Genomic DNA, 22,677 nt, shown 5'->3' with positions numbered 1-22,677 from the left:
GCCAGTCGCCAGCCACCTCATCCCAGCATCGTCGGGTCGACGACGTCGAGGTCCTGGAGCACAAGGCCATGCGTGGGGAGTATCCAGAACACGCCGCGACCTTCTGGAGACCATCCCAGCGCCCTGCCGAGCAGGATGGCGGCGCGAGCGTCCTGAGGCACGGCGGCCGCGCAATCGACCATGCCGCCGTGCCTGTTCACCAGCTTCACCGACAGCACCGGGCCCACCGGCCGCTCGTCGTCGGTCTGGTGCCACGCGCGCAGCGACACCACGCGCCTCCCACCGATGTGGGACCAGTCGCCCGCCCAGGCGAAGGTGACGTCATCGACCACGATTCGGCGGTGCTTCTTCTTCATGCACGGAGACTCTCGGATTCACCCAAGGGCCCTGTCAACGCGGGCCCCTGGGTGGCGCCGCTATCCAAGGACTCCGGGAACGCAACGGGCGCCGGTGTCGAACTCCCGCCCAGGTCCTGGTGGCGATAGCAGCAGGGTTAGTGGTGATGGGTGGCCCCGGCAGGTGGCCGCACCGCACGTGCCGTCAGGGCCCCGCCGGTGACGTCCACCGCGACAACTTCCGACTCCTCCAGCTCGCGTTCCAAACGCTCGACGACACGCTCGCTCACCACCACGACGGACGCACCGCTCCGCGCGAAATCGACGGTGGGCACTTCACTCAGGCGAAGTTGGCCAAAAGGGGGCAGCACAAAGCCCGTGCGCCCGCAGGTACTGCAGGGCTCATGGGCAGCGGCTCCCGAAATGCTTCCGCCAGGCCGCACCTCAAGCTCGACCAGGTCACGCATCCCAGGACGCGCCTTGAAGCGCGTCGCGACGGGGATGAACCCCGTAAGCCCCTTGAGCCGCGCCACCACTGCCGGCTCCATCAGGAGCATCCACGGCACGTGGATGACCACGGGGGGAAATTTCCCACGGGCCCTGCCAGTCAACGCGCCAAACCCCGTGCCTGGTTTAACGATGGCTCCCGGCGGAACCAGCGGTAACACGCGCTCTCGCAGGCGCACGAATTGGTCCCAGGGCACGCACCGCGGCTGCTCGAAGTCCCGACGCTGCGGCAGTTCGGAGAGGTCGACCGTCGGGTAGTCGTACCCTCCACCTCCCCAAGCAGTCTTGCAGGTAGGGCACTCCACTCCGGGAAGTACCCACTCCCGTCCCAGGTCGTAGGCACCGGTCCACCTCGACGGCTCGACGCCTCGCTGTGTCAGCGTGTAGTACCGCATTCAATCTCCCGCCGCAGCGGACAGCGCCAGTCGCTTCCAGTACGTCATGGGGACGCCGATGAGACCATAGCGCTCGACCATTCGTCCGCCCTGCTGGAAGTGGTCCTCACGTGTCGCGTCCAGCTGGTGTGCGCGTATCCAGTCGTACCAGTCTTTGTTCCACGGGGCACCCGCTGTTCCCGCATGAACCCGCCGGTGTTCCGCGACGTCGACGAGCAATGTGTACTGGTGGATGTCGATGCCGACGCCCCGGAAGTACGCCTCAAAGGCGCGCGGGAAGATGTGGTGTCGCTCCTTCTCGCGACGGCTCCAATCCGCGATGGCCTTCCGCGCCGCCTTGACGCTCGGCAGACTGTCGCGCCGGTACCACGGGATGATGAACACCGGCTGCCGCCCTGGAAGGGGAACAGCTCCGCCCCAGTACCTCTGGATGCGCGCTGTCGCGCCTCCTGCGGCCTGCGCGGGTGGGAATCTCAGTGCATACGGCGGCGAGGCGAGGTCCTCGCAGCGGTAGAGGCCACACTCCTCCTCGCCACAGGAAGGGGCGTAGCAGCCTTCGTCGTTGTCCCCGGCTGACTGCGCGCAGTCCTCCGCCGAGTCATCCACGCTTGTGTCGAGCAACTCACCGGCACGGCTGTACTCGGGTGCTCCGGCGCAGCCGGTGACCCATAGCAGGACGATCCACCACCTGTGTGTCGTCATTCCGGCCCCCCGGGCAATCATCATCGTGAAGATGCCGAGGTGCCGCGCTCGCGTGACACCGCGGTGCGAGCGTGTTGTCGGACATTCACCACTTCATCGTCGGGGTGACCCACTCAACCCGCAGGTGCGTTGGAGCGCGAGCACGTCCCCATCGAGCCTGGACGAGGGAAGAGCCCTCCCCTCCTCGACGGTGACGAACGGCCCATGGAGGACCTGGTGGACGCTTCCGATATTCTTCGGGCGGCCGGACGTTCCAGCCCCGCCTGCGGAATTTCGAAGGAAGAGAGCCCTCCGATGCGTCGAGCCCTGGCCGGTCTCGTGTTGCTCCTCGCGGGATGTGCGACGACCGCGCGTCCCACGCAGGCGCCAGCCGTGGCGGAGGCCACGCCCCCCGTCGCGCCCGAACCCGAGCAGCCCCGTTACGAGCACATCTTCATGATACCCGTGGACAAGGCCCTGGCCGAGGCCACGAAGCTCATGACGGAGAAGGGCTGGGTCCTCAAGCCCCTCGAGGACCCGAGATATCTGCTGACCGAGTGGCGGACCGCGCAGCTCAGCGCGCAGTCCTGGGGCTGGCAGAGCGACGGTGACTCCACGCGTTACCTGGTGGCCGGCGAGCTGATCTCCGAGCGCGAGTCCGTCATCCGCATCTTCCGCATGAAACGCGTGGCCTTCAGCAACGACGTTGAAATCAAGCCCGAGGCGTCAGGGGAGCTGAACTCGCGGTTCATGCTGATGGAGCGGTTCGAGCAGAGCTTCGTGAGGCGAGGCGCTCCCGTGGAGCTCGCCCAGCGGGAGCGCGATGTGGCGCCCTGGGTCGAACTGAACGGAGCCGTGCAGGGCACCCGGGATTTGGAGCTGGAGCAGACCCTCACCTTGCGGTTGGAGTCGCGCCCCTCGCTGGAGACGCTCACCGGCTCGCTCCGCCTCGCACGCGATGACTCGTTCGCCAGGGACCCGTCCTTCTATCTCACGCGCTGGAAGGACGAGGTGCAGGAGCCCTGCGCACGGGAAGTCGCCGGCTTCCAGTCGCTGCTGCGGCCCGGGCTGACGGTGCTCATCGGCGAGCAGCTCGGCACCCGCGAGATTCCCGCCACCGTGGGCGACCTGGCGTGCGAGGCCGTCCAGACGGGGCTCGGCGTCACCGTGGCCCTCGCCATCCCGGAGAAGGAGCAGGAGCGCATCAATACCTATCTGGCGAGCCCGGGACGCCCCGCGGACCAGGATGCGCTGCTGCGCGGGAACTTCTGGCGCAAGCTGCAACAGGACGGCCGGGGAAGCCGCGCGGTGATGGACCTCATCGACCGGGTCCGGGCGCTGCGTGCCGCCGGGCGCTCCGTCTTCGTCGTGGCCATGGACACGGACATGAACCATGGGAAGGCACGCGATGCATACATGGCCCGGAAGGTGCTGAACCCGCGCAGCGCGCGCCCCCAGGACGTGTTCCTGGTGCTCGCGGGCAATGCCCACACACGGCTGGGGGACGCGGACTGGAGCGACGACTTCGTCCCCATGTCGAAGCACCTGCTTCAGAGCACCCGGGATTTGAAGGTGCTGGAGGTGGGCTACGCGCAGGGCCGACGGTGGGGATGTGACCTGGAGCTGAACGGGGAGATGGACTGCAACATCATGGGCATCACCCCGGGTCCCCAGGTCGCGATTCGCCCGGAGACGCCCGCGGCAATCCGCATGCTCCCGGAGCTGGCCGACGAGGGGTTCCACGGCTTCCTCGACGTGGGTGTGCTGACCGCCTCACTGCCCGCCATCGCCCTGCGCGGACACGAGCCACCCGAGCCCGAGGTGCCAGGAGAGTCCCCGGGCCCCGCGAACCTCGTGACTCCGACGGGGACCTCCGCGCCCGTGAACACCGTGGCTCCTCCACAAGACACCGTGCCCCCCGCGCGGCCTCCGACGCCGTAGGCCCCTGGGCGTCGCGGAGGTTGACCGGCGCCGAGGGCCTCGTCTACGTGAGCAGCCCGTGAGCCCCCCGCCCTCCATCGAGCGCTTCCCCGCGACCCGGTATCAGGGCAGCAAGCTCAAGGTCCTCGGGTGGCTCTGGGAGCAGCTCCAGTCCCTGGAGTTCGACTCCGTCGTCGACCTCTTCGGCGGCACGGGCTCGGTGTCCTATCTCTTCAAGGTGCAAGGCAAGCAGGTCCACTACAACGACTGCCTTCGCTCCAACCACCTCATCGGCAAGGCGCTCATCGAGAACCCCTCGACGCGCTTCGAGCGCGACGACGTGTCAGCACTGCTCGCCCGGCGGCAGCGGACCTATGGAGACTTCATCGCGCGGACCTTCGGTGGAATCTACTACCCGGACGACGAGAACCAGCTCCTCGACGTCCTGGCGCAGAACCTGGCCGAGCTGCCGGGTGATTACAAACAAGCCCTCGCGTACCACGCGGTGTTCCAGGCCTGCATCGCCAAGCGCCCCTACAACCTGTTCCACCGCGCCAACCTCTACATGCGAGAGGCGAGCGTCGAGCGCTCCTTCGGGAACAAGGCGACGTGGGACAGGCCCTTCGCGGACCACATCGCCAAGGCCGCCTCCGCCGCGAGTGACGCCATCTTCGACAACGGCCGGGCGAACGTCGCGACGTGTGGGGACGCGGTGCGGCTCGAAGGCCAAGCAGACCTGGCGTACCTCGACCCGCCATACATCTCGGCCAAGGGTGTTGGCGTCGACTACCTGGGCTTCTATCACTTCATGGAGGGATTGACGGAGTACAGCAATTGGCCGGAGCGGTTCGATGCCCGCTACAAACACAAACCCTACCGGCGGGTGGAGACGCCGTGGGCCAGCCCGGCGCGAATCGCGTCGGCCTTCGAGGCGGTGTTCGAGCGGTGGCGGGACAGCATCCTCGTCGTGTCCTATCGCTCGGATGGAGTCCCCTCGGTGGAGGAGTTGAAGCGGATGCTCCAGCGTCACAAGCGCAAAGTCACAATGAGAGCGCGGGACTACCAGTACGCGCTCTCCACGAACCAGACGAGCCGCGAGGTGCTGCTCATCGCCGAGTAGGTGAGGGAATCACACCACGGCGGAGCGCGCGCGCTTGAGGGCCCGCGCCGCGGCGTCGAGGAACTCGTTGCTGGCCTCGGCGAGGTCCACCGCACGGGCATCCACCCAGCCCTGCAAGGAGTTGTAGCCCATCACCGCGGGGATGGCGACGAGCAGCCCGAAGGCGGTGGTGACCAGCGCCTCGGAGATGCCTGTCGAGATGGTGCCAATGCCGCCCGCCCCTGCCTCGCCCATCTGCTCGAACGCGGTGACGATGCCCATGGTGGTGCCGAGCAGGCCCACGAAGGGGGCGGTGGAGGCCACGGTGGCCAGATGGCCCAGGCCGCGCTTGAGGCTCTGCACCTCGCGCTGAGCCTGGCGCTCCAGGCTGCGCGCCACCGACTCCATCACCTCGTCACGACTGTCATCGGAGGAGATGCGGTACGCGGTCAGCCCCGCGCGGATGGTCCGGCCGAGGTAGCCCACGTCCGCGCCCAGCTTCGCGTGGGACGCGGTCTCGAAGTCCCCTTGAGAGAGCAACGTGGCCATCTCCGAGGCGAACCTGCGGGAGTGTCGACGGGACGCACGGAAGACCAGCGAGCGCTCGGCGAGGATGACCAATGACAGCACCGACATGATGCCCATCGCGATGACGATGCCCTGCGCGAAGAGGCCCATGTGGCCCCACAGCCCCGAGAGGGTGAATTGCATGGCGGATCCGGGACGCGCCTCCTCGCGCGTGGGGCCACGAAGGCCCCTGGGTGGGAGCACCCAACCGCCACGGTACGCAGCCACTCGCCCACGAGGGTGTGTTCGCCTCCATCAGACGGTCATCATTCAGTCATGGCCGACGCGAGGGCTCAGAAGTAGCTGGGCGACTCGATACCTCCACCTTGAAGGACGGTGATGAGCGAGGAGGCGCTGAAGTCACCTTGGTAGCGCGCGCCGTTGATGAAGAAGCCCGGGGTGCCGCTGACTCCGCTGCGAACCCCGCCCATGAAGTCGCGACGGATGCGCTCCAGGTAGCGGTGCTCGGAGACTTCGCGGGTGAAGCGCTCCATGTCCAATCCCAGCTTCTGGGCGTAGGCCAGCAGTGACTCGGGGTCGAGCGCCTGCTGGTTCTCGTAGAGCATGCCGTGCATCTCCCAGAACTTGCCCTGGCCATCGGCGGCCTCCGCGGCTTCGGCGGCCTGGAGCGCGTAGGGGTGCGCCTGGGTGAGGGGGAAGTGGCGGAAGACGTAGCGCAGCTGGTCGCCCATCGAGGCCAGCACCTTGTTCACTTCCTCGTAGGCCTGTCCGCAGAAGGGGCACTGGAAGTCGCCGTACTCCACCAGGATGACGGGAGCGTCGACAGGTCCGAGGATGTGGTCATGGGAACCCACGGGAGTGCGCAGTCTGCTCATGGCCGTGCCTCCTGCTCGGTGCTCTCCTCGCGCTGACTCAGGGACGGACCTCCATCGTCTTCGGCGGTGCCCTGCTCCGCGAGGCGCTCCAGCGCGTCCAGGACTCCATCGGCACCAGGGTTGACCGCCACGGGCGAGACATAGCTCCAGAAAATCTTGCCCTCGGCGTCGATGACGAAGAGCGCGCGTTCGGAGATACCGTCCTCTTCCCGGTAGGCATGGTAGGCGCGCGAAATCTCTCCCTTCGGGTGGAAGTCGGAGGCCAGCACCATGTGGAGGTTGCGCGCGCGGGCGAAGGCCAGGTGGCACCACACGCCGTCGCACGAGATGGCGACCACCTTCGCGCCGAGGCGCTCGAACTCGGGCATCAGCTCGTTGAAGAGTGCCAGCTCATCGCTGCACACCGGGCTCCAGTCGGCTGGGTAGAACACCAGCACCAGCGGGGCTCCTCGGAACTCCTCGAGCGAGACCTTCTGGTCCGGAGTCACCGGAGCACGGATGGGCGGCGCGAGAGTGCCGAGAGGCAAGGGCGCGGTCGACTGTCTGGCGGAAAAGGCCATGGAATCCTCCTCGCGCAAAGCTGGGCCGTGGGGCCGCTGGCTGCACCGAGGGGCTCGGCACTCCACCGTCAGCGTGGCTGCTCTCGCGCCACTGCCACGCTGACCGTTCCAACGACTACCAGAGGAGGCTGCGCAGCGTGGCGCCGTCTTCCACCCGCACCCACGGCTGGACGACCTGCGCCAGCGAGGGAAAGGGCCGTCCCGGGTCGGCGACGAAGAGCATGCCCGGGTCGGCGTTCACCAGCGTCTCCTGTCCGCGCCCGTCGCCATCGGAGAAGAACACCGTGAACTGGGCCGTGGCCCTTGTCGGGTCGTAATAATCGAGCTTCGCGGGCGTCGGCATGAACCAGGCCAGGGGCACCTCCACCTCCACGGCCTCCGGGGAGGTCCACCGAATCGTCGGCGGTGGCGTGTCCTTCTTCTTGGGAGGCTTGAACCACGTGGCCACGGGCGCCCCCTGTTTGTTGCGCGCGACCCCGAGTTCCACCTGCTGGTCCCTCATGAACCTGGTGGTGCCCCACTCCATCCATCGCAGCTCGAGGTGGTCCGCGGCGAGGATGGCCTTGGGACTCGCATCCGCGGCGACCACTGTCTTGTCATCCCTCAGCCGGACACTGACCACCATCAGGTCGCCCCGACGACGCAGGCTCACCGTCAGGTCCGCATCCTCGGGCCCCTTCCAGTTCTTCTGCCCCCAGGTGACCTGTCCCGGAGAAGGAAGCACCGTGGACTCCAGGTCCGACACCACCCGAGCCGAACCCTCCCACTTGGACTCATTCCCTTCGGAGTCCGGGTCCTCGGGGTCCGGTGGTGTGTAGTGGAACGTGGCGGCGCTCTGGGCCAGCAAATCCATGCGCCTCAAGCTGAAGCGTGGATTCACGTTGCTCGCCACGAGCATCGGGCCCTTCCGGTCGAAGCGCAGCGTCACCGATGACGAGGTCCCCGCGCCGGCACGTTGCAGGAGCAGGGTCGGCAAGCCCGAGCCGGAGGCGGTCGAGGTGGGCGACGGACAGCCCAGAGGCTCGTCCACTCCCGCGCCTCCGCTCATCGCGAAGCGCTCGCCACTGGCCAGTCCCACCAGCGTGACGGGAGGTCCGTCCCAGGTTTTCGGACGGTCGACTGACGCCATGGGAAAGCAGACCACCTCGTCCTCGCGACCATCACCGTCGAGGTCCACCTGGTACCGCTCAGTGATATTCGGCGCCTCCTCCTTTACGCGCGCGTCGAACCAGCTCGCGAAGGAGACAGGTGCAGGCGCCGGTTTCGCTGGGGCGGCGGGTACGGAATGCAGGGCGACGAGCAAGGGCAGCCAGGGGACGAAGGCCATGGCTGTCTACTGAACCCTGGATGCAACAGTCTCGCAAGGACAGCCTTCAGGGAGCGCCAGCTCCATGTCCCAGGGGAGCCATGTGTCACCCCTCGGTGGGCGGTGAGCGAGACACCGAGTACGGCGACAGGAAGCGGAGTGTCTCCCACCACGAGGGCGCGCGGTGTAGGGTGCGCGAGTGCTGCTCAACGATGGCTATGTGTACCGCGAGAAGCTCGGGAGCCGACCGGGCAGCAGCGCGCTCGCCCACCTGACGGACAAGTATCGTCACTCCTCGGAGGAGGAGTGGCGGGCGCGCTTCGCGCGGGGCGAGGTGCGACTCGATGACGTCATCGCCGACGGCTCGGAGTCACTGAGGCCGGGGCAGCTACTCTGCTGGCACCGCCCACCCTGGGAAGAGGCGGACACTCCGCGGTCCTTCGAACTCGTGTACGAGGACGCGGAGCTGGTCGTCGTGGTGAAGCCGAGCGGACTGCCGACCCTGCCCTCGGGGGGCTTCCTCAAGAACACCCTGCTCTCCTTCGTCCAGGCGCGATGGCCCGAGGCGGTTCCCATGCACCGGCTGGGACGCGCGACGTCGGGCCTCGTGCTCTTCACCCGCACCCGCGACGCCGCCGCGCGCCTGGCGAGCGATTGGCGAGAGGGCCGCGTACACAAGCGCTACCGCGCACTCGCCCAGGGAATCGCGACCCAGGAGACGTACGACATCCGCGCGCCCATCGGACTGGTGCCCCACCCGCTGCTGGGCGAGGTGCATGGCGCCACTGCACGGGGAAAGCCCTCACACAGCACGGCCCGCGTGCTGGAGCGGCGCACCGAGCACACCCTCTTCGAGGTGGACATCCACACGGGACGCTCCGAGCAGATCCGCATCCACCTCGCCTTCATCGGCCACCCGCTCGTGGGAGACCCGCTCTTCGCCGTGGGGGGCCTGCCGTTGGCGGAGCACCCCGGCCTACCCGGAGACGGCGGCTACCTGCTGCACGCGGAGTCGCTCACCTTCCAGCATCCACGCTCGGGCGAGCAGGTTCAGCTTCAGGCGCCGCTCCCGCTCGAACTCCACGCCCAAGGATCCTCGCGGTAACGCCGAGCAACTCCCCATCCAGCGGTCGAACCGCTCGTGCGCGTCGGGCACCGGTTGCCACGCAATGGGCTGTCCGACCGTGAGGCACGGACAGTCCTCTGGCCCATCACCCAGGCGGGCCGCGTCCGCACGGGTCTGTTCGACCGTGAGGCACGGACAGGAGGTCATCGGCCGGGATGCCGCGGGCGGCCTGCCTGCGTCAGGTGCCAGTCTTCTGGCTCTGGCTCAGGTCCAGGTCCGCGAACCGCCACAGCCCCATGTGGCGGCCCTTGTGAGCGTCCTCCACCAGGTGGATGGGCTCCGGAAAATGGAACGGCGCCAGCCGCAGGTTCACCGGCCGCCACAGGCCAGTGACGATGTCCTCGTTGCGGCTCAAGCCCACATGGGTCGTCGCGAGCAGGTGCTCGGTGCCGCTGCGCCGGAGGTTGGCCAGCGCCCGGAAGATGTTCCGATACGACAGGTGGATGAACAGGTCCCTCACCATGACCAGTCCCACCTTCGGCAGGTCATCCTGGATGAGGTCTCGGACGATGAACTGGCGGCGCTCGCTTCCATGTCGCTGCTGGTTGAGCGCGATGAGGTCCGGGACGATGTCCGCGCCGATGTACTGCTCCAGGTCCAGCTCCACGTGCTGCATCCAGTTGAAGTCGCCGCAGGGCACGTCCAGCATCGTCCTTGCCTGGGCCTTGCGGAGCACCTCCGGCAACTCGCGGCGGATGGACTCCGTCGCCTTCAGCGTGGAGCCCGGCCCCGAGCGCGACTCCGAATCCAGCCAGAAGTTGTGCTGGTAGATGCGCGAGAACCAGAGCTGCCGGTACTTCTGCTCCAGCGCCCCGAACTGGGGAACGTGCTCGTTGAGCCGCGTCCGCGCCGACGACACGGCCTCGTTCAGGTACGACTTCATCGTCGACCACACCACGGCACGCCGAGGGCTCTTGGGCGAGGAAGAGGAATCCATGGTGCGAGGGGCCTTTCGCTGACGCGGAGAGAGTGAAACATTGTATGCGAAGCTTCACTCTCCGTGCCACACCCCGCCATTCCCCTCCCGGCCTCCGCGCGCGGGGACTCAGCCCCGAGCCTGCCAGGTCAGCCACTCTCCCGGACGCGCCAGCTCCACGTTCACCTTCCTCTTGCGCGCCGTGGCCAGGAGCAGCGCTTCCGCGCCCGGAACCTCCTGATAGTCCTCGGAGGACGTGACGCCGTAGTGGATGGGCACGAGGAGCTTTGCTCCCAGCACGACAGCCGCGGCGACCGCCTGCTCCGGGGTCAGGACGCCATGCACGTCACTGACGGGCTTGCGCCAGCCGAAGCGCGCCCCGTTGATGGGCAGGAACGCCGCGTCGAAGGGGCCGAACTGACGTCCGATGTGCCACCAGGACCCGTGCCACAGCGTGTCACCGCAGTGGATGACGCGGCGGCCTCCACCGGAGACGATCCACGACACCTGGGTGTCTCCGTAACCATCCTCGGCGGGAACGGCGGTGGCGGTGAAGTCATTGAGCAGGACCGGCTCGTAGAGCGGAGCGGGCCGCACGCGGAAGCCCGACGCGGCGGCGGTCGCGGCCATGTCCGGGGGGCACACCAGCGTGCCGGTGTCGCCCAGCGCCTGACGGACGGCCATCCGGTCGAAGTGGTCGGGATGGCGATGCGTCACCAGCACGTAGCGCCCGCCGTCACCCGCGTCCATCGGGACGAGCGGATCCTTCAGCGCGGCCCCCCACACGGTGGAGTCGACCAATGGGTCCAGGAACAGCGTGTCCTGACCGAGCCGCAATCGCACTCCGGCCCAGGCCAGCCGCTGGGCGCGCAGCGTCGCGGTGTCGACAGGTTTCGTCGCGCGTCCCACGCCAGGGGATGACAGGACCGCGCCCGCGGAGAGCACGGCCGCCGCACGCAGGAAGTCCCGGCGGCCCGTCCGCGCGGGCCGAACCAGCATGTCCCCGTTGTCGATGCTCATCGCGCCACCGAGGAGGCCACGAGATTGATGCCGAAGAGGCGCACGCCGGTCTCGGTGCGCGGCTGGTGATGGCTCGCGGGCGGGAAGAACAGGTAGGTGCCTGGGCCCAGGCGCTGCTCTCCCTCGATGAGCTCACCGCTCACCACGAAGACCTCCTCGCCGGTGTCGTGGACGTCCACGGAGGGCCACTGAGCTCCGGGAGCCATGTCCACGACCCAGACCCTCACGTCACGCGTGCTTGGCAGGTCCCTGCGCAGGCAGCCAGGGCCGACGATGACGGGCTCGATGTCGTCGATTCGCACGGACGACCAGGGGGATACGACAGGGCTCTGCGGGCTCGGGAAGCTGTCGGTGTGGGGCATCTGTCCGCCCTCCTTGCATGGGGACGCCAACGTTAAGGAGGCCAAGGCCATGAGCGCAGCGAAACGATTTCTCCATGATGCTGAATAGGGTTCATGTGAAACTGCCCGGCATGCTCGAGCTCCGTCACTTCAAGCTGATTGCCGCGGTCGCCGACACCGGGAGTCTGGCCGCCGCGAGCCGGCAGCTCCACCTCACGTCCTCGGCGCTGAGCCATCAGCTCCGCGATGCCGAGGAGCGCCTGGGCGTGCAGCTCTTCCAGCGCCGCCAGCGCCGCCTGCTCCTGACCGGCTCGGGCGAGAAGCTGCTCGTCTCCGCGCGGCGCGTCTTGAGCGAGGTGGCCCAGGCCGAAGCCATCTGCCGCGCGCACCCGCAGGACGACCTGCTGCGGCTCAGCACGGGTTGCTACACGGTGTATGGCTGGCTGCCGCCCATCCTCGGGCGATGGCAGGCCGAGCACCCGCGCGTCGAGCTGCGCATCGTCCTGGAGGCCACGCGCCAGCCGCTGGGGGCGCTGCTGAATGGCGAGCTGGACCTCGCCTTGACGACGGACGTCCCTCGGCAGGCCCGCCTGGCGCAGACGGCGCTCTTCGAGGACGAGCTCATGCTGGTGGTCCCCGAGGGCCACGCGCTGGCGCGACGAGCGCACGTCACGGCGCGGGAACTGGTGTCGGAGAACCTGCTCACCTATGCCGCGCCTCGGGAGCAGCTCGACATCTTCACGCGCGTGTTCTGGCCCGAGGGCCTCGAGCCGCAGCGGGTCTCCCCCGTGCCCCTCACCGAGGCGCTGATTGAGCTGGTGCGTGGCGGCGTCGGCGTGACGGCGCTGCCCGAATGGATGCTGCCGGCCCAACGCAACGGGCTGCACACGGTCCGACTCACCCCTCGCGGAATCCGCCGCCGCTGGAGCGCCGTCACCCGCGCCTCCCGCCAGCGCTCCGCGCCGCTGACGTATTTCATCCAGCTCCTGAGCGAGCGCTTCTCCCTCCAGGGAAAGGCACGGCCACGGGCGGCCTCACGAAAGGGGATTCAGCCGAACATGGAAGGCCGCGCTCGATGAACCACCCGAGGATGGAGGGGTGCGGGACCTGCTCCCGACCACTTCACCGCGGATAGGAGTCTCGAGCGCCTTGTTCGCGCGCCTGCTGCGCGTCCTTCCGCGCCTTCAGCTCGCGGTCGTACGCCTCTCTCTGCTCACGCTGCCGGAGAAGCACGGGCGGGTACTGCTCGAGGATGAGGGGCGCGAGCTGCTCCAGGGCGCCCTTGAGCGCGGGGAGCGCCACCCGGTCCTTGTCGACCAGGACCTCCCACGGCTCCGCCCTGGACTGACGGGCCATGTCGAAGGTGACGCCCTCCGTCCTCCGCTCGACGGGCACGTCGACACCGACGACCTCACTGGACTCGGCACACGAGAAGACCTTCACCGAATCCGAGGAGCCAAAGACCTGGCGACCGCCACGACGCGCGCCATACTCAATCCTGCACGCGTCCAAGGGCTGCAACTGTGACTGGATGGACGCCAGCTCCGCGAGGCCCCCGACATCCTCCGAGGTCCGCGCGAAGTTCCGGCCGCCACGGAGAAGCATCATCGCGAGGCCCAGGACGACGAGCAGCCCCACTCCTGCGGCGATGAGGAGGGGGGACTTCGTGCGGCGGTTGTCCGGAGGCGGCATGGGCGGAGTGTGCATCAGGCCCGCACGCTAACGAAGCGCCATACCCAAGACCACCGACGTCTGAGTGGCGTCGCTCTGGAAACGCGCGCTTGAAATCGTCTTCGCACGCCGGCTTCGCTACAAAGGAGCCCAGACATGCGCGGACCGAGCTGGCGACTGGTGATTCTGGCGTGGGTACTCACCTCCTGTGCGGCTCGCCCCGCCCTCCGCCAGGCCGAGGTCCTTCAACCCTCCCCGACCGAGCAGGACCTCCGCGCACGCGTGTATCTGGCGAAGGGGGACACAGCCCTCGAGTCCCGACAGTGGGGGCTCGCCGTGGGCTACTTCTCCGTGGCTCGGGCGACACAGGACTCCGCCGATGCGCGATGGGGCTTGGGGTGGGCAACGGACCGGGCCTCCCGCCAGCTCTGGACGACGAAGACAGAGGGCTCCGTGCTCGCGGCGGCCTTCTCGCCGGACGGGAAGCTGCTGGCCTCCGCGGGCTTCGACGCCGTCATCCGTCTCTGGAACACGGCCAGCGGTGAGCCGGTGGCGGAGCTGAAGGGCCATGCGGCGGAGGTGCACGCCGTCGCGTTCTCTCCGGACGGCCGCCTGCTGGCCTCCGCCGGACGACCGGGAGAGATTCGCCTCTGGGATGTTCGCAAGGGCCAGCAGGTGGCCGTCTTCCAGGGACACACCGATGTCGTGCGGGGACTGGCCTTCGCCCCCAGCGGGAACCAGCTCGCGTCATGCGGATTGGACAAGACCGTGCGCGTCTGGGACGTGGGGACAGGCACGGAGCAACTGCGTTTCGAGCACGACGCGTATGCCGTCGCCGTGGCCTTCTCGGGTGACGGCCGGTTGCTGCTGTCGACGAGCATGGACAAGACCGCTCGCGTCTGGGACCTGGAGACCCGCGAGGCGCTCCATCGCCTCACCGGCCATGAGGAGATGGTGGTGTCGGCCGCCTTCTCCGCCGATGGAAGCCTCGCCATGTCGGCGGCCTCGGACCATTCCATCCGCTTCTGGAATCCCCGGTCCGGGCAGCTCGTCGACGTGTTGAGGATTCAGGCCGACATCTCGACGACAGCCATCGACCCCCTGTTCCGACTCGTCGTCCAGGCGGGCTGGGATGGGCGCGTGCAGCTCTTCGATGCGCGCAGCGGCGAGCTGCTGGAGCGCCTGGATGCCCACCGCGCCGCCGTGGCGTGCATCGCCTTGTCGCCGGATGGACGCACCTTCGCGTCCGGGGGAATGGATGGAGCGCTGCATGTCTGGGCCCGGCCCGCCTCACCCGCCGAGGTCCTGCTTCGAGGTCACGAGGCCTGGGTGGAAGCGCTGGCCTTCACCCAGGAGCAGGAACTCCTCACCGGGGCGGAGGACGGCGTGCGCCGCTGGAACCTCGCGGACAGGAGCGCCCCCGCATCACGAGCAGAGCGCGCGGAGGCGGTGGTCTCGCTCGCGTCGAGCCCGGACCGTCGGCTTCTCGCGGCGGGCACACTGACGGGACAGGTGCGCTTGCTCGAAGCCGCCACGGGCCTGCAGCTCCGTGAGCTGCCCACGGTGAAAGGCTCGGTGCGGGCGCTCGCCTTCAGTCCGGACGGGAAGGTCCTCGCCGTGGGCGATGAGCGGGACGTCTCCTTGTGGTCGGTGCCGGACGGCGCGCAGCTCGGGCGACTCGTCGGGCACACGGGGAAGCTCTGGGCCCTGGCCATCGACTCGACTGGGACGCGACTTGCCTCCGGAGGCGCGGACAAGGTCGTGCGTCTCTGGGACCTGGCGCGGCGCCAGCCCCTGCGCCAGTGGGACGTCGGAGACCGCGTCCGCGCCCTGGCCTTCACGCCGGGCGACAACCACCTGGTGACGGCGGGGATGAAGCAGCCCATCCGGCTCTGGAACGCCAGCGATGGCCTCCTGCTGAAGAGCATGGATGAGGGCGCCGTGGGCGTGCTGTCGCTGAGCGTGTCGCCCGATGGCAGGTTCCTGGCCTCCGGCGGCATGGACATGCGGGTGAAGGTCTGGAGCCTTCCCAGCGGGGACTTGCTGGGCAGCGTCCGAGGCCAACAGGGCTTTGTCTCGGCGGTGGCCTTCTCACCTGGGATGTCCGTGCTGGCCTCGGCGTCCTCCGACCGCACCCTCCGACTCCTCCACTTCGACACCCTGGCGCATCCTCCGCCCGCGGGAGCACCACTCTCGGAGACCTTGCTGCGTCATGGGCTCGTCTGGGACGAAGCGCGACTCGTCATCCAGAACCGCTAAAGGCCCCCGCTTCCGCCTCGGCACCTACGAGCCCGCGCGGATGAACTGCCCAAGGGGGCGAGAGTCGGCGGGGCCTGGCTCGTTGATGACAGCTCAACCGGCGACAGGTGGCCACGCGAGCATCGCGGCATCGATGATGGCGGTCAGCTTCTCGACGGAAGCACCATCGCGGGCCTGGATGGACAGGCCCTCGAGCACCGTGGTGTAGAACGCGGCGAGCTTCTCCACGGGAGTGGACTTGGGAAGCTCTCCGTTGGCGACTCCCCGCTGAAGCCGGCGCTTCAACGCGCGCTCACCGCTCAGGCGGTTCTCCGCGAGGAAGGTCCGCACCGCCTCGTTCTCCGGCGCACCCAACAGCGACGCCAGGACAATCATGCACCCGCGTGGCTTGTCGGCGGCCGTATAGGCCCGTGCATTGGCGCGCAGCATGTCCTCCACCGCCTCGCGCGCGGAGGTCGCTTCCTCCAGGCTGCGCGAGACATGGATGCCTTCGGTCCGGTCATAGAGTTCGACGGCTTCACGGAAGAGTTCCTCCTTGCAGCCGAAGATGGAATAGAGGCTGGGCTTGTTGACGCCCATCGCCTCGACGAGGTCCTGGATGGACGTGCCTTCGTAGCCACGTGCCCAGAAGACACGCATGGCCTCGACGAGCGCCTCGTCGCGGTCGAACCCTCGGGGCCGCCCCATCACGGAGACGGGCTTCTGCTTCTTCGCCTTCTTCGTCGTCATCTGTCGCCTGCTGACGCGGGTCACGCGGTGAAGCCGCCATCGACCGCGATAGAAGCCCCCGTGATGAAGCGCCCGCTCGGGCCCGCCAGATGTCCGACGGTGGCGGCGATGTCCTCGGGTCGAGCGAAGTGCTTGACCGCCATGAGCGCCAGCTCGGCCGAGACCTGGGGGCCATCCGCCGGATTCATGTCCGTATCGGTCGACCCGGGGTCGACCACGTTCACGGTGATGCCTCGCTCACCGACTTCCCGCGCCAGGCCCTTCGTGAGGCCCACCAGCGCGGACTTGCTCATCGCGTAGAGCGTGACGCCGCCATAGGGAACGCGCTGAGCGAAGCACGAGCCGATGGAGATGATGCGGCCACCGTGGGTCATGTGGGCGAGCGCGGCTTGAGCGGCGACGAACACGCCTCGGACATGGACCGCCAGGGTCCGGTCGATTTCCTCGAGGGAGACTCCTTCAAACGGTCCGGACGGGAAGATGCCGGCGTTGTTGACCAGGATGTCGAGGCGCCCCAGCTCCGACGCCGCGCGCTCCACGGCTTGCCGGACCGCGTGGGCGTCACCACTGTCCGCCTGGATGGCCACGCAGCGGCGGCCCTGCGCCGTGAGTTCATCCACCAGCGCGGCCGCCTTCTCCCCGGAGCTCGCATAGGTGAAGGCGACGTCCGCGCCGCCCCTCGCCAGATGCCGGACGATGGCAGCGCCGATTCCCCGCGTACCACCCGTCACCAATGCCGCCTTGCCACTGAACTCCGCCATGTCGGCCTCAACTTATGTACCGGTCGTTTAAAATATCTAGAGCCCGAGGTCTCCCTCGTCAACACTTTTTAACCGACCAGTTCATATGTGCGTGTGGGCCGCCCCGCGCATCGAAGACCCATTCGATACGCTCGGGGCCCGTGCGCTGTCAGCGTGTCGCCTTCGCGCGTGCGTCCTGCCTCAGTGGACAGGACGGACTGGGACGTGCTCACGCCTTCGGTTCATCGTGAGGCGTGCCTGTCGGGCGAGGCGGCGGCGTGGGTGGCGCCCCCTTCTGACCTGGCAGCGGGGTCTCCCGGGCAAATGTGGCCGTTGCGTCCGCGAGCACCTGCGTGGCCGACTTGCCCGTGTCTGGCAGCTCATCGCGCAGATGGAAGGAGAAGCGGCAGACGACCCCAAGCCAGTAGCGGATGGACTCGATGGGGAGTGAATCGACTGACTTCTCCAGGTCGAGCTGCGCCAGGGTCCGCGCGAGCTGGGCAAGCCGGGTATCGCTTGCGAACAAGTCCCTGAGCTCGCCCCAGTTCTTCTGGGTCAGCCCTGGGTCCTTCGCCCGTTGCAGGACGTGCGAGAACTCCTCGGGGAAGCCGATCATCATTGCCAGCAAGGTGACCACCAACGGGTACTCCGCGGGGCCTGCCTTGCCAAGGAACGCGGCCTCGCGTGACTCCGAGAGGCGCACGCGCAGGAGTCGGTAGCAGTTCGCAAGCCGGTTGGTCGCGCGGGGTGTGGGAATGAGCCGCCACATGCGCTTGATGACCGCGACTTCCGTGGGGGAAAGCTGGAGCAGCCTGGGCCGCAACTTCAGCATCGGCTTCGGTGTCACCACGGCGGGCTGCTTGCTCGTGCCCCCAGCCGTGGGATGAACGTCCCGCTGTGGCCCCTGCATGGGCGGCACGGGAGGCCGCGCTGGCGCCTCGGGCGACACCGCGAGGGGGCTCGTGGACGGCGTCACGTGGGCCGGAGGGGCTGTTCCCTGGCTTTTCGTCGCGGTGGGCAGGAGAAAGTCGATGAGCTGTCCGAACCCATCCGCCTCCATGCGATGAAGCGTGAAGGGGATTTGAAAAATCTTCTCGAGATACGCCTGCGGCGTCGCGGCGTCCTCCGACGAGAAGGCCTCGAAGCGCTTCTTCAAGGCATGCAGCAGCCAACGAGAATCCACCCCCACGACCACGACGAAGAGTGGGAAGGCGAGCAGGAGATGCACGGCCTCCAGCACCTGGACGATGCGCTCCTCGGGGCAGCGGTCGAGGTCGTCGATGTAGAGCACGATGCGGTCGACGGCCGGCAACCCGGCGCTCTGGGTGTCTCGCGCGCTTCCGAGCAAGTCGCTCAGCGCGGAGAGGTCGTTGCGTATCAGGGAGATGAGTCCCAGGTGCTGCCGGTAGTCACCACTCTGGTCCCGGTCGGAGAGGAAGTCGCGCAGTCGCTGCGTGGGATGAGCCTTGGCCAGGTCGGTCTTGAGGCGCTCGACCTCCACGCTCGCCTTGCGCGCGACCTCCTGGGCACTGGCCTCCTCTTTCTCGAGCTCACCCAGCTTCGTCTGCACGTCCTTGACGAGCGTGGCGTCTATCGTGTCGAGGTCCTTCCGTGCGGCATCGAGCGCGGCGAAGACCTTGTTCACCTTGGGAAGGAGGAAGGCGCTCCACCCCGCCAGGGACGTCAGCAGCCCGCCTACGGCGCTGACCACCTTGCCCCAGAATTCCGAGCCGAACAGCGTGGCGAGGGCGAACGGTCCCACCGTGGTGACGAGCGCGGCGAAGATGAGCAACGCCGCACGGGCGCGTCCGCCCTGTCGGACCCAGGCCCAGAGTTCGGTGAAGCGTCCCCAACCCTGGTGAAGCTGGTCATGCCACTTCAGCAACTCCTTCGGGCCGAACTCGGGCCACCTCGCGGCGATCTGCTCGGAGAGCTGATCCTTGACCTTGTCGAGCACTCCCTTGCCCACGCCTCGAAGGAAGGTCGCCTCCAACTGGCGCTGTCGCTGATGCACGTCACGGGCGTGCTGCTCGGCCTGCTGGCGCCGGGCCTGGGCGACGGTGATTCGTCCCTGGGCGTCACCGAGGACGACTTCCGCACTGCGGAGCTGAGCCCGGAGTTTCTCCTCCACATCCGCGCGCCCGTTCTCCATGCCATAGCGTGACAGTCCCTCGAAGAGACGCGCCATCAGGCTCGCCCAGAGGTTTCCATCGGAGTAGTGCCAGGCATTGAAGCGAATCTGCGCGATGTGACGGAAGTAGTAGAGATTCCCAGCCGCGTCCTGCACGGGGGGCTCCTGGGCGCAGATCATCCGGAGCCGCTTCTCCATCTTCGACATGAAGAAGCTCTTGCCCGTGCCCCAATCACCGAAGAGCCCAATGGCCAGGGGAGGCTCGACCGAGCGCGCGGCGATGATGGACGCCAGGGCGCTCACATCGGGCTCGATGTTCAGCCGGTCCGCGAGGTCCACTCCATCCACGACGTCGGAGCGAATCCCGCCGACTGGCTCCAGCAGGAAGTCCGAGCCAATCGACGAGGCAAGTCCTGCGCCATCGTTTGGCGGGGCGGCGTGTTCAGCCGGGCCCTCTGCCCCCGTGGGGGCCTGCGGTCCCTGCGTTTCAGGGAGCGGGCTCTCGTGGATGGAAGGGGACGCTCCTGTCGTGGGCTCCTCGGGTGGAAGCAAGGAGAGCAGGCGCGGAAGGCTGAAGACGATGCGCCAGGTCGCTGGTGGATCGTGCCGTTGCTCGCCACCGTCCAGGAACATGACGAGTCCCTGGCGCAGGCTGTGGAGCACCTCGGAGGCTGCCTTCTCGGAGCCCATGCTCCCCGCCAGCTCCAGTTCGAGTGGAGAGAAACCTTGAGGTGCGGGGGCCAGGAGCGCTCCCGCGAGATGGCGGGCGTGGACTTCTCTTGGATGCGTTCCCGTGAACTGGGCGTAGACACGGGCGGCCCTGAGCAAGGGAACCAGGGTCGGGTGCGACAGGTCCACCGCCCCTCCTTCTCCCCGTGGGCCTGAGACGTTCATCCATCGCTCCAGCCCCGGAAGCGAGTCAGCCAGGTGATAGATGTAGCTCGCCGAGGTATCCCGGACGCGGGCCCCCACATGAAGGAATCCCGCCAGCACGTGAAGCGGCGTCACCGCCGGGCTGCCGGAAATTTCGCGAGCGGCATCCAACACCGCTTGCGTCGTGTCACTGAGCCTGAGGTTGGAAGGAAGGCCGCCCCAATCGGGGTGCTGAAGCATGGCCGCGAGCGCTCGCGCTCGGTTGGCTTCGCTCAGGAGCGGGTCCCCAAATCGACGTGCCGCGAGCAGCTTGAAGACGCGACCTGGCAACGGGTCATTGAGGTCTACTCCTGGCAGAACACTCATGAACGATTCCCCCCGGGGGCAGCACTGGCACGACCACGCATGCGTGTATGCCCATGCTAGCGGTTCGCCAGACAGGAAGTCGAAACGGGCACGCATCACGACGCAGCCCGGCGCGTCAGGACAGAGTCAGGTGAAGCGCTCCACCACGGACGTTGGGACAGGGTGCCTTTCGACCTGGCACGGTCCGCCAGGAAGGCGCTCCCCTGCCCCCCTTGACAGGATTCTCGAAATCGTTATTTTGAAATCCATCAAACAATCAAAAAGGTAGCGATGCGGACGCAGGAAGTCTTCAAGGCGATTTCGGACCCGACCCGGCGCAAGGTGCTCAAGCTCCTGCAGGGCGGCTCGAAGAGCGCGGGGGAGCTCGCGGAGGCGTTCGACATCACGAAGGGGTCGTTGTCGCATCACTTCAACGTCCTCAAGGCCGCCGACCTGGTGCGCTGCGAGCGACGCGGACAACAAATCGTCTACTCCCTCAACACGACTGTGTTCGAGGACGTAGCGGCCCTGCTTCTCGACCTCTTCAAGGTCGACAAGCCGAATGGAGAAGAGCGATGAGAATCAGCCGCGCGAACGTGCTGAGCCTGGGACTCGTCATCGCGTCGTTCGTGATGGCGGCCGTGCTCTACAGCCGACTCCCGGAAGCGATACCCACCCACTGGAATGCGCGGGGAGTCGTGGATGGCCACACGCCGAAACCGTGGGGGCCCTTCGTCCTGCCGTTGATGATGGCCGGCATCTACCTGTTGCTGGTGGTGCTCCCCCGGATTTCGCCCAAGGGCTACCGCATGGAGCGGTTTCAGGGTGTCTTCGAATTCGTCCTGGCGACGACGCTCGCGTTCCTGTTCCTGATGAATGCCTTGCTCCTGCTCGCGGGCATCGGGACCGCCGTGCCCATGGAGCGCGTGGTTCCCGCGGCGACGGGTCTGCTCTTCGTGCTCCTGGGCAACGTCATGGGGAAGCTCACCAAGAACTTCTTCGTTGGCATCCGAACCCCCTGGACGCTGGCGAGCGACGAAGTCTGGCTTCGCACGCACCGCCTGGGCGGAAGACTCTTTGTCCTCGCGGGCATCGTCATCTTCGTCTCGGGGCTGCTGGGCGCCGGGCCGAACCCCGTGCTCGTGGCCGTTTCCATCGCCTGCATCATCCCTGTCATCTACTCGTACGTCCTCTATCGCCGCATCGAGGGGGGCAAAGGCAGGTCGACGAACAACGAAGGCCCACGACGTTTCGTGTGACGAGGAGAGCCACATGCTTCGCGCTGCCTGTCGCCCATCAGACGCCGCCCCTCATCGGGCGAAGATGCTTGGAGTCATCACCCTGTTCGCCGCGGCCTGTGCGAGTTCGCCGGAGCCGCGTGTGTCGGAGCCCGCCCCCGCGAAGGCCGTCGTGCAACCCACGTCCGCCACGCCCGCCGTCACCGGCGCCGCGTTCCGGACCGAGGAAGTCTCCGTGGGACGAGCGCCGTTCCTGCTGAAGGGCACGTTGACGGTGCCGACCGGGAGCGGCCCATTCCCTGGCGTCGTCCTGGTCCACGGCTCCGGTCCCCATGACAGGGATGAGAGCATTGGCCCCAACAAGCCCTTCAAGGATATCGCGGAGGGGCTCTCATCTCGCGGCATCGCCGTCCTGCGCTACGACAAGCGAACCTTTCAGTACGGCCCGCAGCTCACGAACTTCTCCATCGACGATGAGGTCGTCGTGGATGCAGTCGCGGCCGTGGGCGTCCTCAAGGCACGTCCGGAGATTCATCCCGAGCGGGTCTTCGTGGTGGGGCACAGCCTGGGCGCCCTCCTCGCTCCGGAAATCGCGGTCCTCGCGGCGCCCGTCGCGGGCGCGGTCCTGTTGGCGCCTCCCGGACGTCCGCCCTGGGACCTGGTGCTCGCACAACTGCGGTATCTCGAAGTACCGGCCGAGAAGCTCGCCGAGTTCGAGCAGACCGTGGGCCTGCTGAAGGCAGGGAAGCTCGGCACCGGGACACTGCTGGGAGCGCCCGCCGCATATTGGCAGGACTGGGCGTCACGCGACGGCGTCGCGATGGCCCGGAAGCTCCAGCGCCCCATCCTCATCATGCGAGGCGCACGAGACTACCAGGTCACCGACGAGGACCTGACGTCCTGGAGAAGTGGTCTCGCCAGCGTTGCCCAGGTCGAGGTGGTGACTGTTCCGGAGAACAATCACCTGTTCATCAAGGGCACCGGCAAACCCGGGCCCGCCGAATACGCGGTCCCAGGTCATGTGGACGAGCAGGTCGTCGAGAAGCTCGCGTCCTTTCTCCTCTCCAAGCCGTAGCGCCGGC

Annotated in this window: 22 protein-coding genes; 8 read left to right on the top strand and 14 right to left on the bottom strand. The window is 67.6% G+C overall.

What is annotated here, in order from left to right:
* Positions 1-17: 17 nt before the first annotated feature.
* From FJV41_RS02790 to sitA6, 3 genes are all read right to left on the bottom strand, one after another.
* Complete coding sequence (locus FJV41_RS02790) at positions 18-356, bottom strand: hypothetical protein (protein WP_141640821.1); 339 nt, start codon at positions 354-356, stop codon at positions 18-20.
* Between the two features lie 137 nt (positions 357-493).
* Positions 494-1,237: a SitI6 family double-CXXCG motif immunity protein gene (gene sitI6, locus FJV41_RS02785; RefSeq protein WP_141640820.1), complete on the bottom strand. Its 744-nt coding sequence runs from the start codon at positions 1,235-1,237 to the stop codon at positions 494-496.
* The gene (gene sitA6 / locus FJV41_RS02780) at positions 1,238-1,939 is read right to left on the bottom strand and encodes a SitA6 family polymorphic toxin lipoprotein (protein WP_174457815.1); all 702 of its coding nucleotides are present in this window, start codon (positions 1,937-1,939) and stop codon (positions 1,238-1,240) included.
* Between the two features lie 294 nt (positions 1,940-2,233).
* Between sitA6 and FJV41_RS02775 the strand changes: the two genes are divergently transcribed.
* Positions 2,234-3,859 (top strand): hypothetical protein, encoded by a 1,626-nt coding sequence (locus tag FJV41_RS02775; protein WP_141640818.1) that lies wholly within the window; start codon positions 2,234-2,236, stop codon positions 3,857-3,859.
* A 58-nt stretch (positions 3,860-3,917) separates the two neighbouring features.
* The gene (locus tag FJV41_RS02770; protein WP_141640817.1) at positions 3,918-4,958 is read left to right on the top strand and encodes a DNA adenine methylase; all 1,041 of its coding nucleotides are present in this window, start codon (positions 3,918-3,920) and stop codon (positions 4,956-4,958) included.
* Positions 4,959-4,967: 9 nt separating this feature from the next.
* On the opposite strand, the gene FJV41_RS02765 is transcribed toward FJV41_RS02770, so the two are convergent.
* The 4 genes from FJV41_RS02765 to FJV41_RS52020 all read right to left on the bottom strand — a co-directional run bounded on the left by FJV41_RS02765 (position 4,968) and on the right by FJV41_RS52020 (position 8,227).
* Entirely contained in the window at positions 4,968-5,648 is a 681-nt protein-coding gene (locus FJV41_RS02765) for a MotA/TolQ/ExbB proton channel family protein (RefSeq protein WP_141640816.1), read from the bottom strand.
* A 149-nt stretch (positions 5,649-5,797) separates the two neighbouring features.
* Positions 5,798-6,340, bottom strand: a complete 543-nt coding sequence (locus FJV41_RS02760; protein WP_141640815.1) for a DsbA family protein — start codon at positions 6,338-6,340, stop codon at positions 5,798-5,800.
* The gene (locus FJV41_RS02755) at positions 6,337-6,900 is read right to left on the bottom strand and encodes a redoxin domain-containing protein (RefSeq protein ID WP_141640814.1); all 564 of its coding nucleotides are present in this window, start codon (positions 6,898-6,900) and stop codon (positions 6,337-6,339) included. The genes FJV41_RS02760 and FJV41_RS02755 overlap by 4 nt, the downstream gene beginning before the upstream one ends.
* A gap of 115 nt (positions 6,901-7,015) precedes the next feature.
* Entirely contained in the window at positions 7,016-8,227 is a 1,212-nt protein-coding gene (locus FJV41_RS52020; protein WP_181790353.1) for a hypothetical protein, read from the bottom strand.
* 178 nt (positions 8,228-8,405) lie between these two features.
* Between FJV41_RS52020 and FJV41_RS02745 the strand changes: the two genes are divergently transcribed.
* Positions 8,406-9,311 carry an RluA family pseudouridine synthase gene (locus tag FJV41_RS02745; protein WP_141640813.1) on the top strand — a complete coding sequence of 302 codons (906 nt, stop codon included), beginning with the start codon at positions 8,406-8,408 and terminating at the stop codon, positions 9,309-9,311.
* A gap of 199 nt (positions 9,312-9,510) precedes the next feature.
* Here the strand turns inward: FJV41_RS02745 and FJV41_RS02740 are convergent, their stop codons facing one another.
* The 3 genes from FJV41_RS02740 to FJV41_RS02730 all read right to left on the bottom strand — a co-directional run bounded on the left by FJV41_RS02740 (position 9,511) and on the right by FJV41_RS02730 (position 11,630).
* Positions 9,511-10,215: a class I SAM-dependent methyltransferase gene (locus FJV41_RS02740; protein WP_220137825.1), complete on the bottom strand. Its 705-nt coding sequence runs from the start codon at positions 10,213-10,215 to the stop codon at positions 9,511-9,513.
* A 162-nt stretch (positions 10,216-10,377) separates the two neighbouring features.
* Positions 10,378-11,268 (bottom strand): MBL fold metallo-hydrolase, encoded by an 891-nt coding sequence (locus FJV41_RS02735; protein ID WP_141640811.1) that lies wholly within the window; start codon positions 11,266-11,268, stop codon positions 10,378-10,380.
* Complete coding sequence (locus tag FJV41_RS02730; protein ID WP_246136956.1) at positions 11,265-11,630, bottom strand: cupin domain-containing protein; 366 nt, start codon at positions 11,628-11,630, stop codon at positions 11,265-11,267. The genes FJV41_RS02735 and FJV41_RS02730 overlap by 4 nt, the downstream gene beginning before the upstream one ends.
* A gap of 110 nt (positions 11,631-11,740) precedes the next feature.
* Between FJV41_RS02730 and FJV41_RS02725 the strand changes: the two genes are divergently transcribed.
* Positions 11,741-12,688 carry a LysR substrate-binding domain-containing protein gene (locus FJV41_RS02725; protein ID WP_246136955.1) on the top strand — a complete coding sequence of 316 codons (948 nt, stop codon included), beginning with the start codon at positions 11,741-11,743 and terminating at the stop codon, positions 12,686-12,688.
* 43 nt (positions 12,689-12,731) lie between these two features.
* Here FJV41_RS02725 and FJV41_RS02720 read toward each other — a convergent pair whose 3' ends face one another.
* Positions 12,732-13,316 carry a hypothetical protein gene (locus FJV41_RS02720; protein ID WP_141640808.1) on the bottom strand — a complete coding sequence of 195 codons (585 nt, stop codon included), beginning with the start codon at positions 13,314-13,316 and terminating at the stop codon, positions 12,732-12,734.
* A 120-nt stretch (positions 13,317-13,436) separates the two neighbouring features.
* Here FJV41_RS02720 and FJV41_RS02715 point away from each other — a divergent pair, with 120 nt between their 5' ends.
* On the top strand, positions 13,437-15,539 hold the full coding sequence (locus FJV41_RS02715; protein WP_141640807.1) for a WD40 repeat domain-containing protein: 2,103 nt from the start codon (positions 13,437-13,439) through the stop codon (positions 15,537-15,539).
* 93 nt (positions 15,540-15,632) lie between these two features.
* On the opposite strand, the gene FJV41_RS02710 is transcribed toward FJV41_RS02715, so the two are convergent.
* The 3 genes from FJV41_RS02710 to FJV41_RS02700 all read right to left on the bottom strand — a co-directional run bounded on the left by FJV41_RS02710 (position 15,633) and on the right by FJV41_RS02700 (position 20,378).
* Complete coding sequence (locus tag FJV41_RS02710) at positions 15,633-16,268, bottom strand: TetR/AcrR family transcriptional regulator (protein ID WP_141640806.1); 636 nt, start codon at positions 16,266-16,268, stop codon at positions 15,633-15,635.
* A 20-nt stretch (positions 16,269-16,288) separates the two neighbouring features.
* The gene (locus tag FJV41_RS02705; protein ID WP_141640805.1) at positions 16,289-17,029 is read right to left on the bottom strand and encodes a 3-oxoacyl-ACP reductase family protein; all 741 of its coding nucleotides are present in this window, start codon (positions 17,027-17,029) and stop codon (positions 16,289-16,291) included.
* A gap of 208 nt (positions 17,030-17,237) precedes the next feature.
* On the bottom strand, positions 17,238-20,378 hold the full coding sequence (locus FJV41_RS02700; protein WP_181790351.1) for a P-loop NTPase fold protein: 3,141 nt from the start codon (positions 20,376-20,378) through the stop codon (positions 17,238-17,240).
* A 270-nt stretch (positions 20,379-20,648) separates the two neighbouring features.
* On the opposite strand from FJV41_RS02700, the gene FJV41_RS02695 reads away from it, so the two are divergent.
* The 3 genes from FJV41_RS02695 to FJV41_RS02685 are packed head-to-tail and all read left to right on the top strand — an operon-like array spanning position 20,649 to position 22,670.
* Positions 20,649-20,936 (top strand): autorepressor SdpR family transcription factor, encoded by a 288-nt coding sequence (locus FJV41_RS02695; protein ID WP_141640803.1) that lies wholly within the window; start codon positions 20,649-20,651, stop codon positions 20,934-20,936.
* Positions 20,933-21,616 (top strand): SdpI family protein, encoded by a 684-nt coding sequence (locus FJV41_RS02690; RefSeq protein ID WP_141640802.1) that lies wholly within the window; start codon positions 20,933-20,935, stop codon positions 21,614-21,616. The genes FJV41_RS02695 and FJV41_RS02690 overlap by 4 nt, the downstream gene beginning before the upstream one ends.
* A gap of 13 nt (positions 21,617-21,629) precedes the next feature.
* Positions 21,630-22,670, top strand: coding sequence for an alpha/beta hydrolase family protein (locus tag FJV41_RS02685; RefSeq protein WP_246136954.1), 1,041 nt, complete (start codon positions 21,630-21,632; stop codon positions 22,668-22,670).
* Positions 22,671-22,677: the final 7 nt, after the last annotated feature.

The sequence above is a fragment of the Myxococcus llanfairpwllgwyngyllgogerychwyrndrobwllllantysiliogogogochensis genome (assembly GCF_006636215.1).
In the GTDB taxonomy this organism is placed as follows: domain Bacteria; phylum Myxococcota; class Myxococcia; order Myxococcales; family Myxococcaceae; genus Myxococcus; species Myxococcus llanfairpwllgwyngyllgogerychwyrndrobwllllantysiliogogogochensis.
The sequence above is the reverse complement of the archived record's forward strand: the minus strand, read 5'-3'. Positions and strand labels throughout refer to the sequence as shown.

Bases quoted from the DNA above. Each gene is read 5' to 3' on its own strand.
- FJV41_RS02700 (WP_181790351.1), bottom strand. From the start codon at position 20,378: ATGAGTGTTCTGCCAGGAGTAGACCTCAATGACCCGTTGCCAGGTCGC.
- FJV41_RS02765 (WP_141640816.1), bottom strand. From the start codon at position 5,648: ATGCAATTCACCCTCTCGGGGCTGTGGGGCCACATGGGCCTCTTCGCG.
- FJV41_RS02705 (WP_141640805.1), bottom strand. From the start codon at position 17,029: ATGGCGGAGTTCAGTGGCAAGGCGGCATTGGTGACGGGTGGTACGCGG.
- FJV41_RS02720 (WP_141640808.1), bottom strand. From the start codon at position 13,316: ATGCACACTCCGCCCATGCCGCCTCCGGACAACCGCCGCACGAAGTCC.
- FJV41_RS02730 (WP_246136956.1), bottom strand. From the start codon at position 11,630: ATGCCCCACACCGACAGCTTCCCGAGCCCGCAGAGCCCTGTCGTATCC.
- FJV41_RS02710 (WP_141640806.1), bottom strand. From the start codon at position 16,268: ATGACGACGAAGAAGGCGAAGAAGCAGAAGCCCGTCTCCGTGATGGGG.
- FJV41_RS52020 (WP_181790353.1), bottom strand. From the start codon at position 8,227: ATGGCCTTCGTCCCCTGGCTGCCCTTGCTCGTCGCCCTGCATTCCGTA.
- sitI6 (WP_141640820.1), bottom strand. From the start codon at position 1,237: ATGCGGTACTACACGCTGACACAGCGAGGCGTCGAGCCGTCGAGGTGG.
- FJV41_RS02790 (WP_141640821.1), bottom strand. From the start codon at position 356: ATGAAGAAGAAGCACCGCCGAATCGTGGTCGATGACGTCACCTTCGCC.
- FJV41_RS02685 (WP_246136954.1), top strand. From the start codon at position 21,630: ATGCTTCGCGCTGCCTGTCGCCCATCAGACGCCGCCCCTCATCGGGCG.
- FJV41_RS02760 (WP_141640815.1), bottom strand. From the start codon at position 6,340: ATGAGCAGACTGCGCACTCCCGTGGGTTCCCATGACCACATCCTCGGA.
- FJV41_RS02735 (WP_141640811.1), bottom strand. From the start codon at position 11,268: ATGAGCATCGACAACGGGGACATGCTGGTTCGGCCCGCGCGGACGGGC.
- FJV41_RS02775 (WP_141640818.1), top strand. From the start codon at position 2,234: ATGCGTCGAGCCCTGGCCGGTCTCGTGTTGCTCCTCGCGGGATGTGCG.
- sitA6 (WP_174457815.1), bottom strand. From the start codon at position 1,939: ATGACGACACACAGGTGGTGGATCGTCCTGCTATGGGTCACCGGCTGC.
- FJV41_RS02740 (WP_220137825.1), bottom strand. From the start codon at position 10,215: ATGAAGTCGTACCTGAACGAGGCCGTGTCGTCGGCGCGGACGCGGCTC.
- FJV41_RS02715 (WP_141640807.1), top strand. From the start codon at position 13,437: ATGCGCGGACCGAGCTGGCGACTGGTGATTCTGGCGTGGGTACTCACC.
- FJV41_RS02755 (WP_141640814.1), bottom strand. From the start codon at position 6,900: ATGGCCTTTTCCGCCAGACAGTCGACCGCGCCCTTGCCTCTCGGCACT.
- FJV41_RS02695 (WP_141640803.1), top strand. From the start codon at position 20,649: ATGCGGACGCAGGAAGTCTTCAAGGCGATTTCGGACCCGACCCGGCGC.
- FJV41_RS02690 (WP_141640802.1), top strand. From the start codon at position 20,933: ATGAGAATCAGCCGCGCGAACGTGCTGAGCCTGGGACTCGTCATCGCG.
- FJV41_RS02725 (WP_246136955.1), top strand. From the start codon at position 11,741: ATGCTCGAGCTCCGTCACTTCAAGCTGATTGCCGCGGTCGCCGACACC.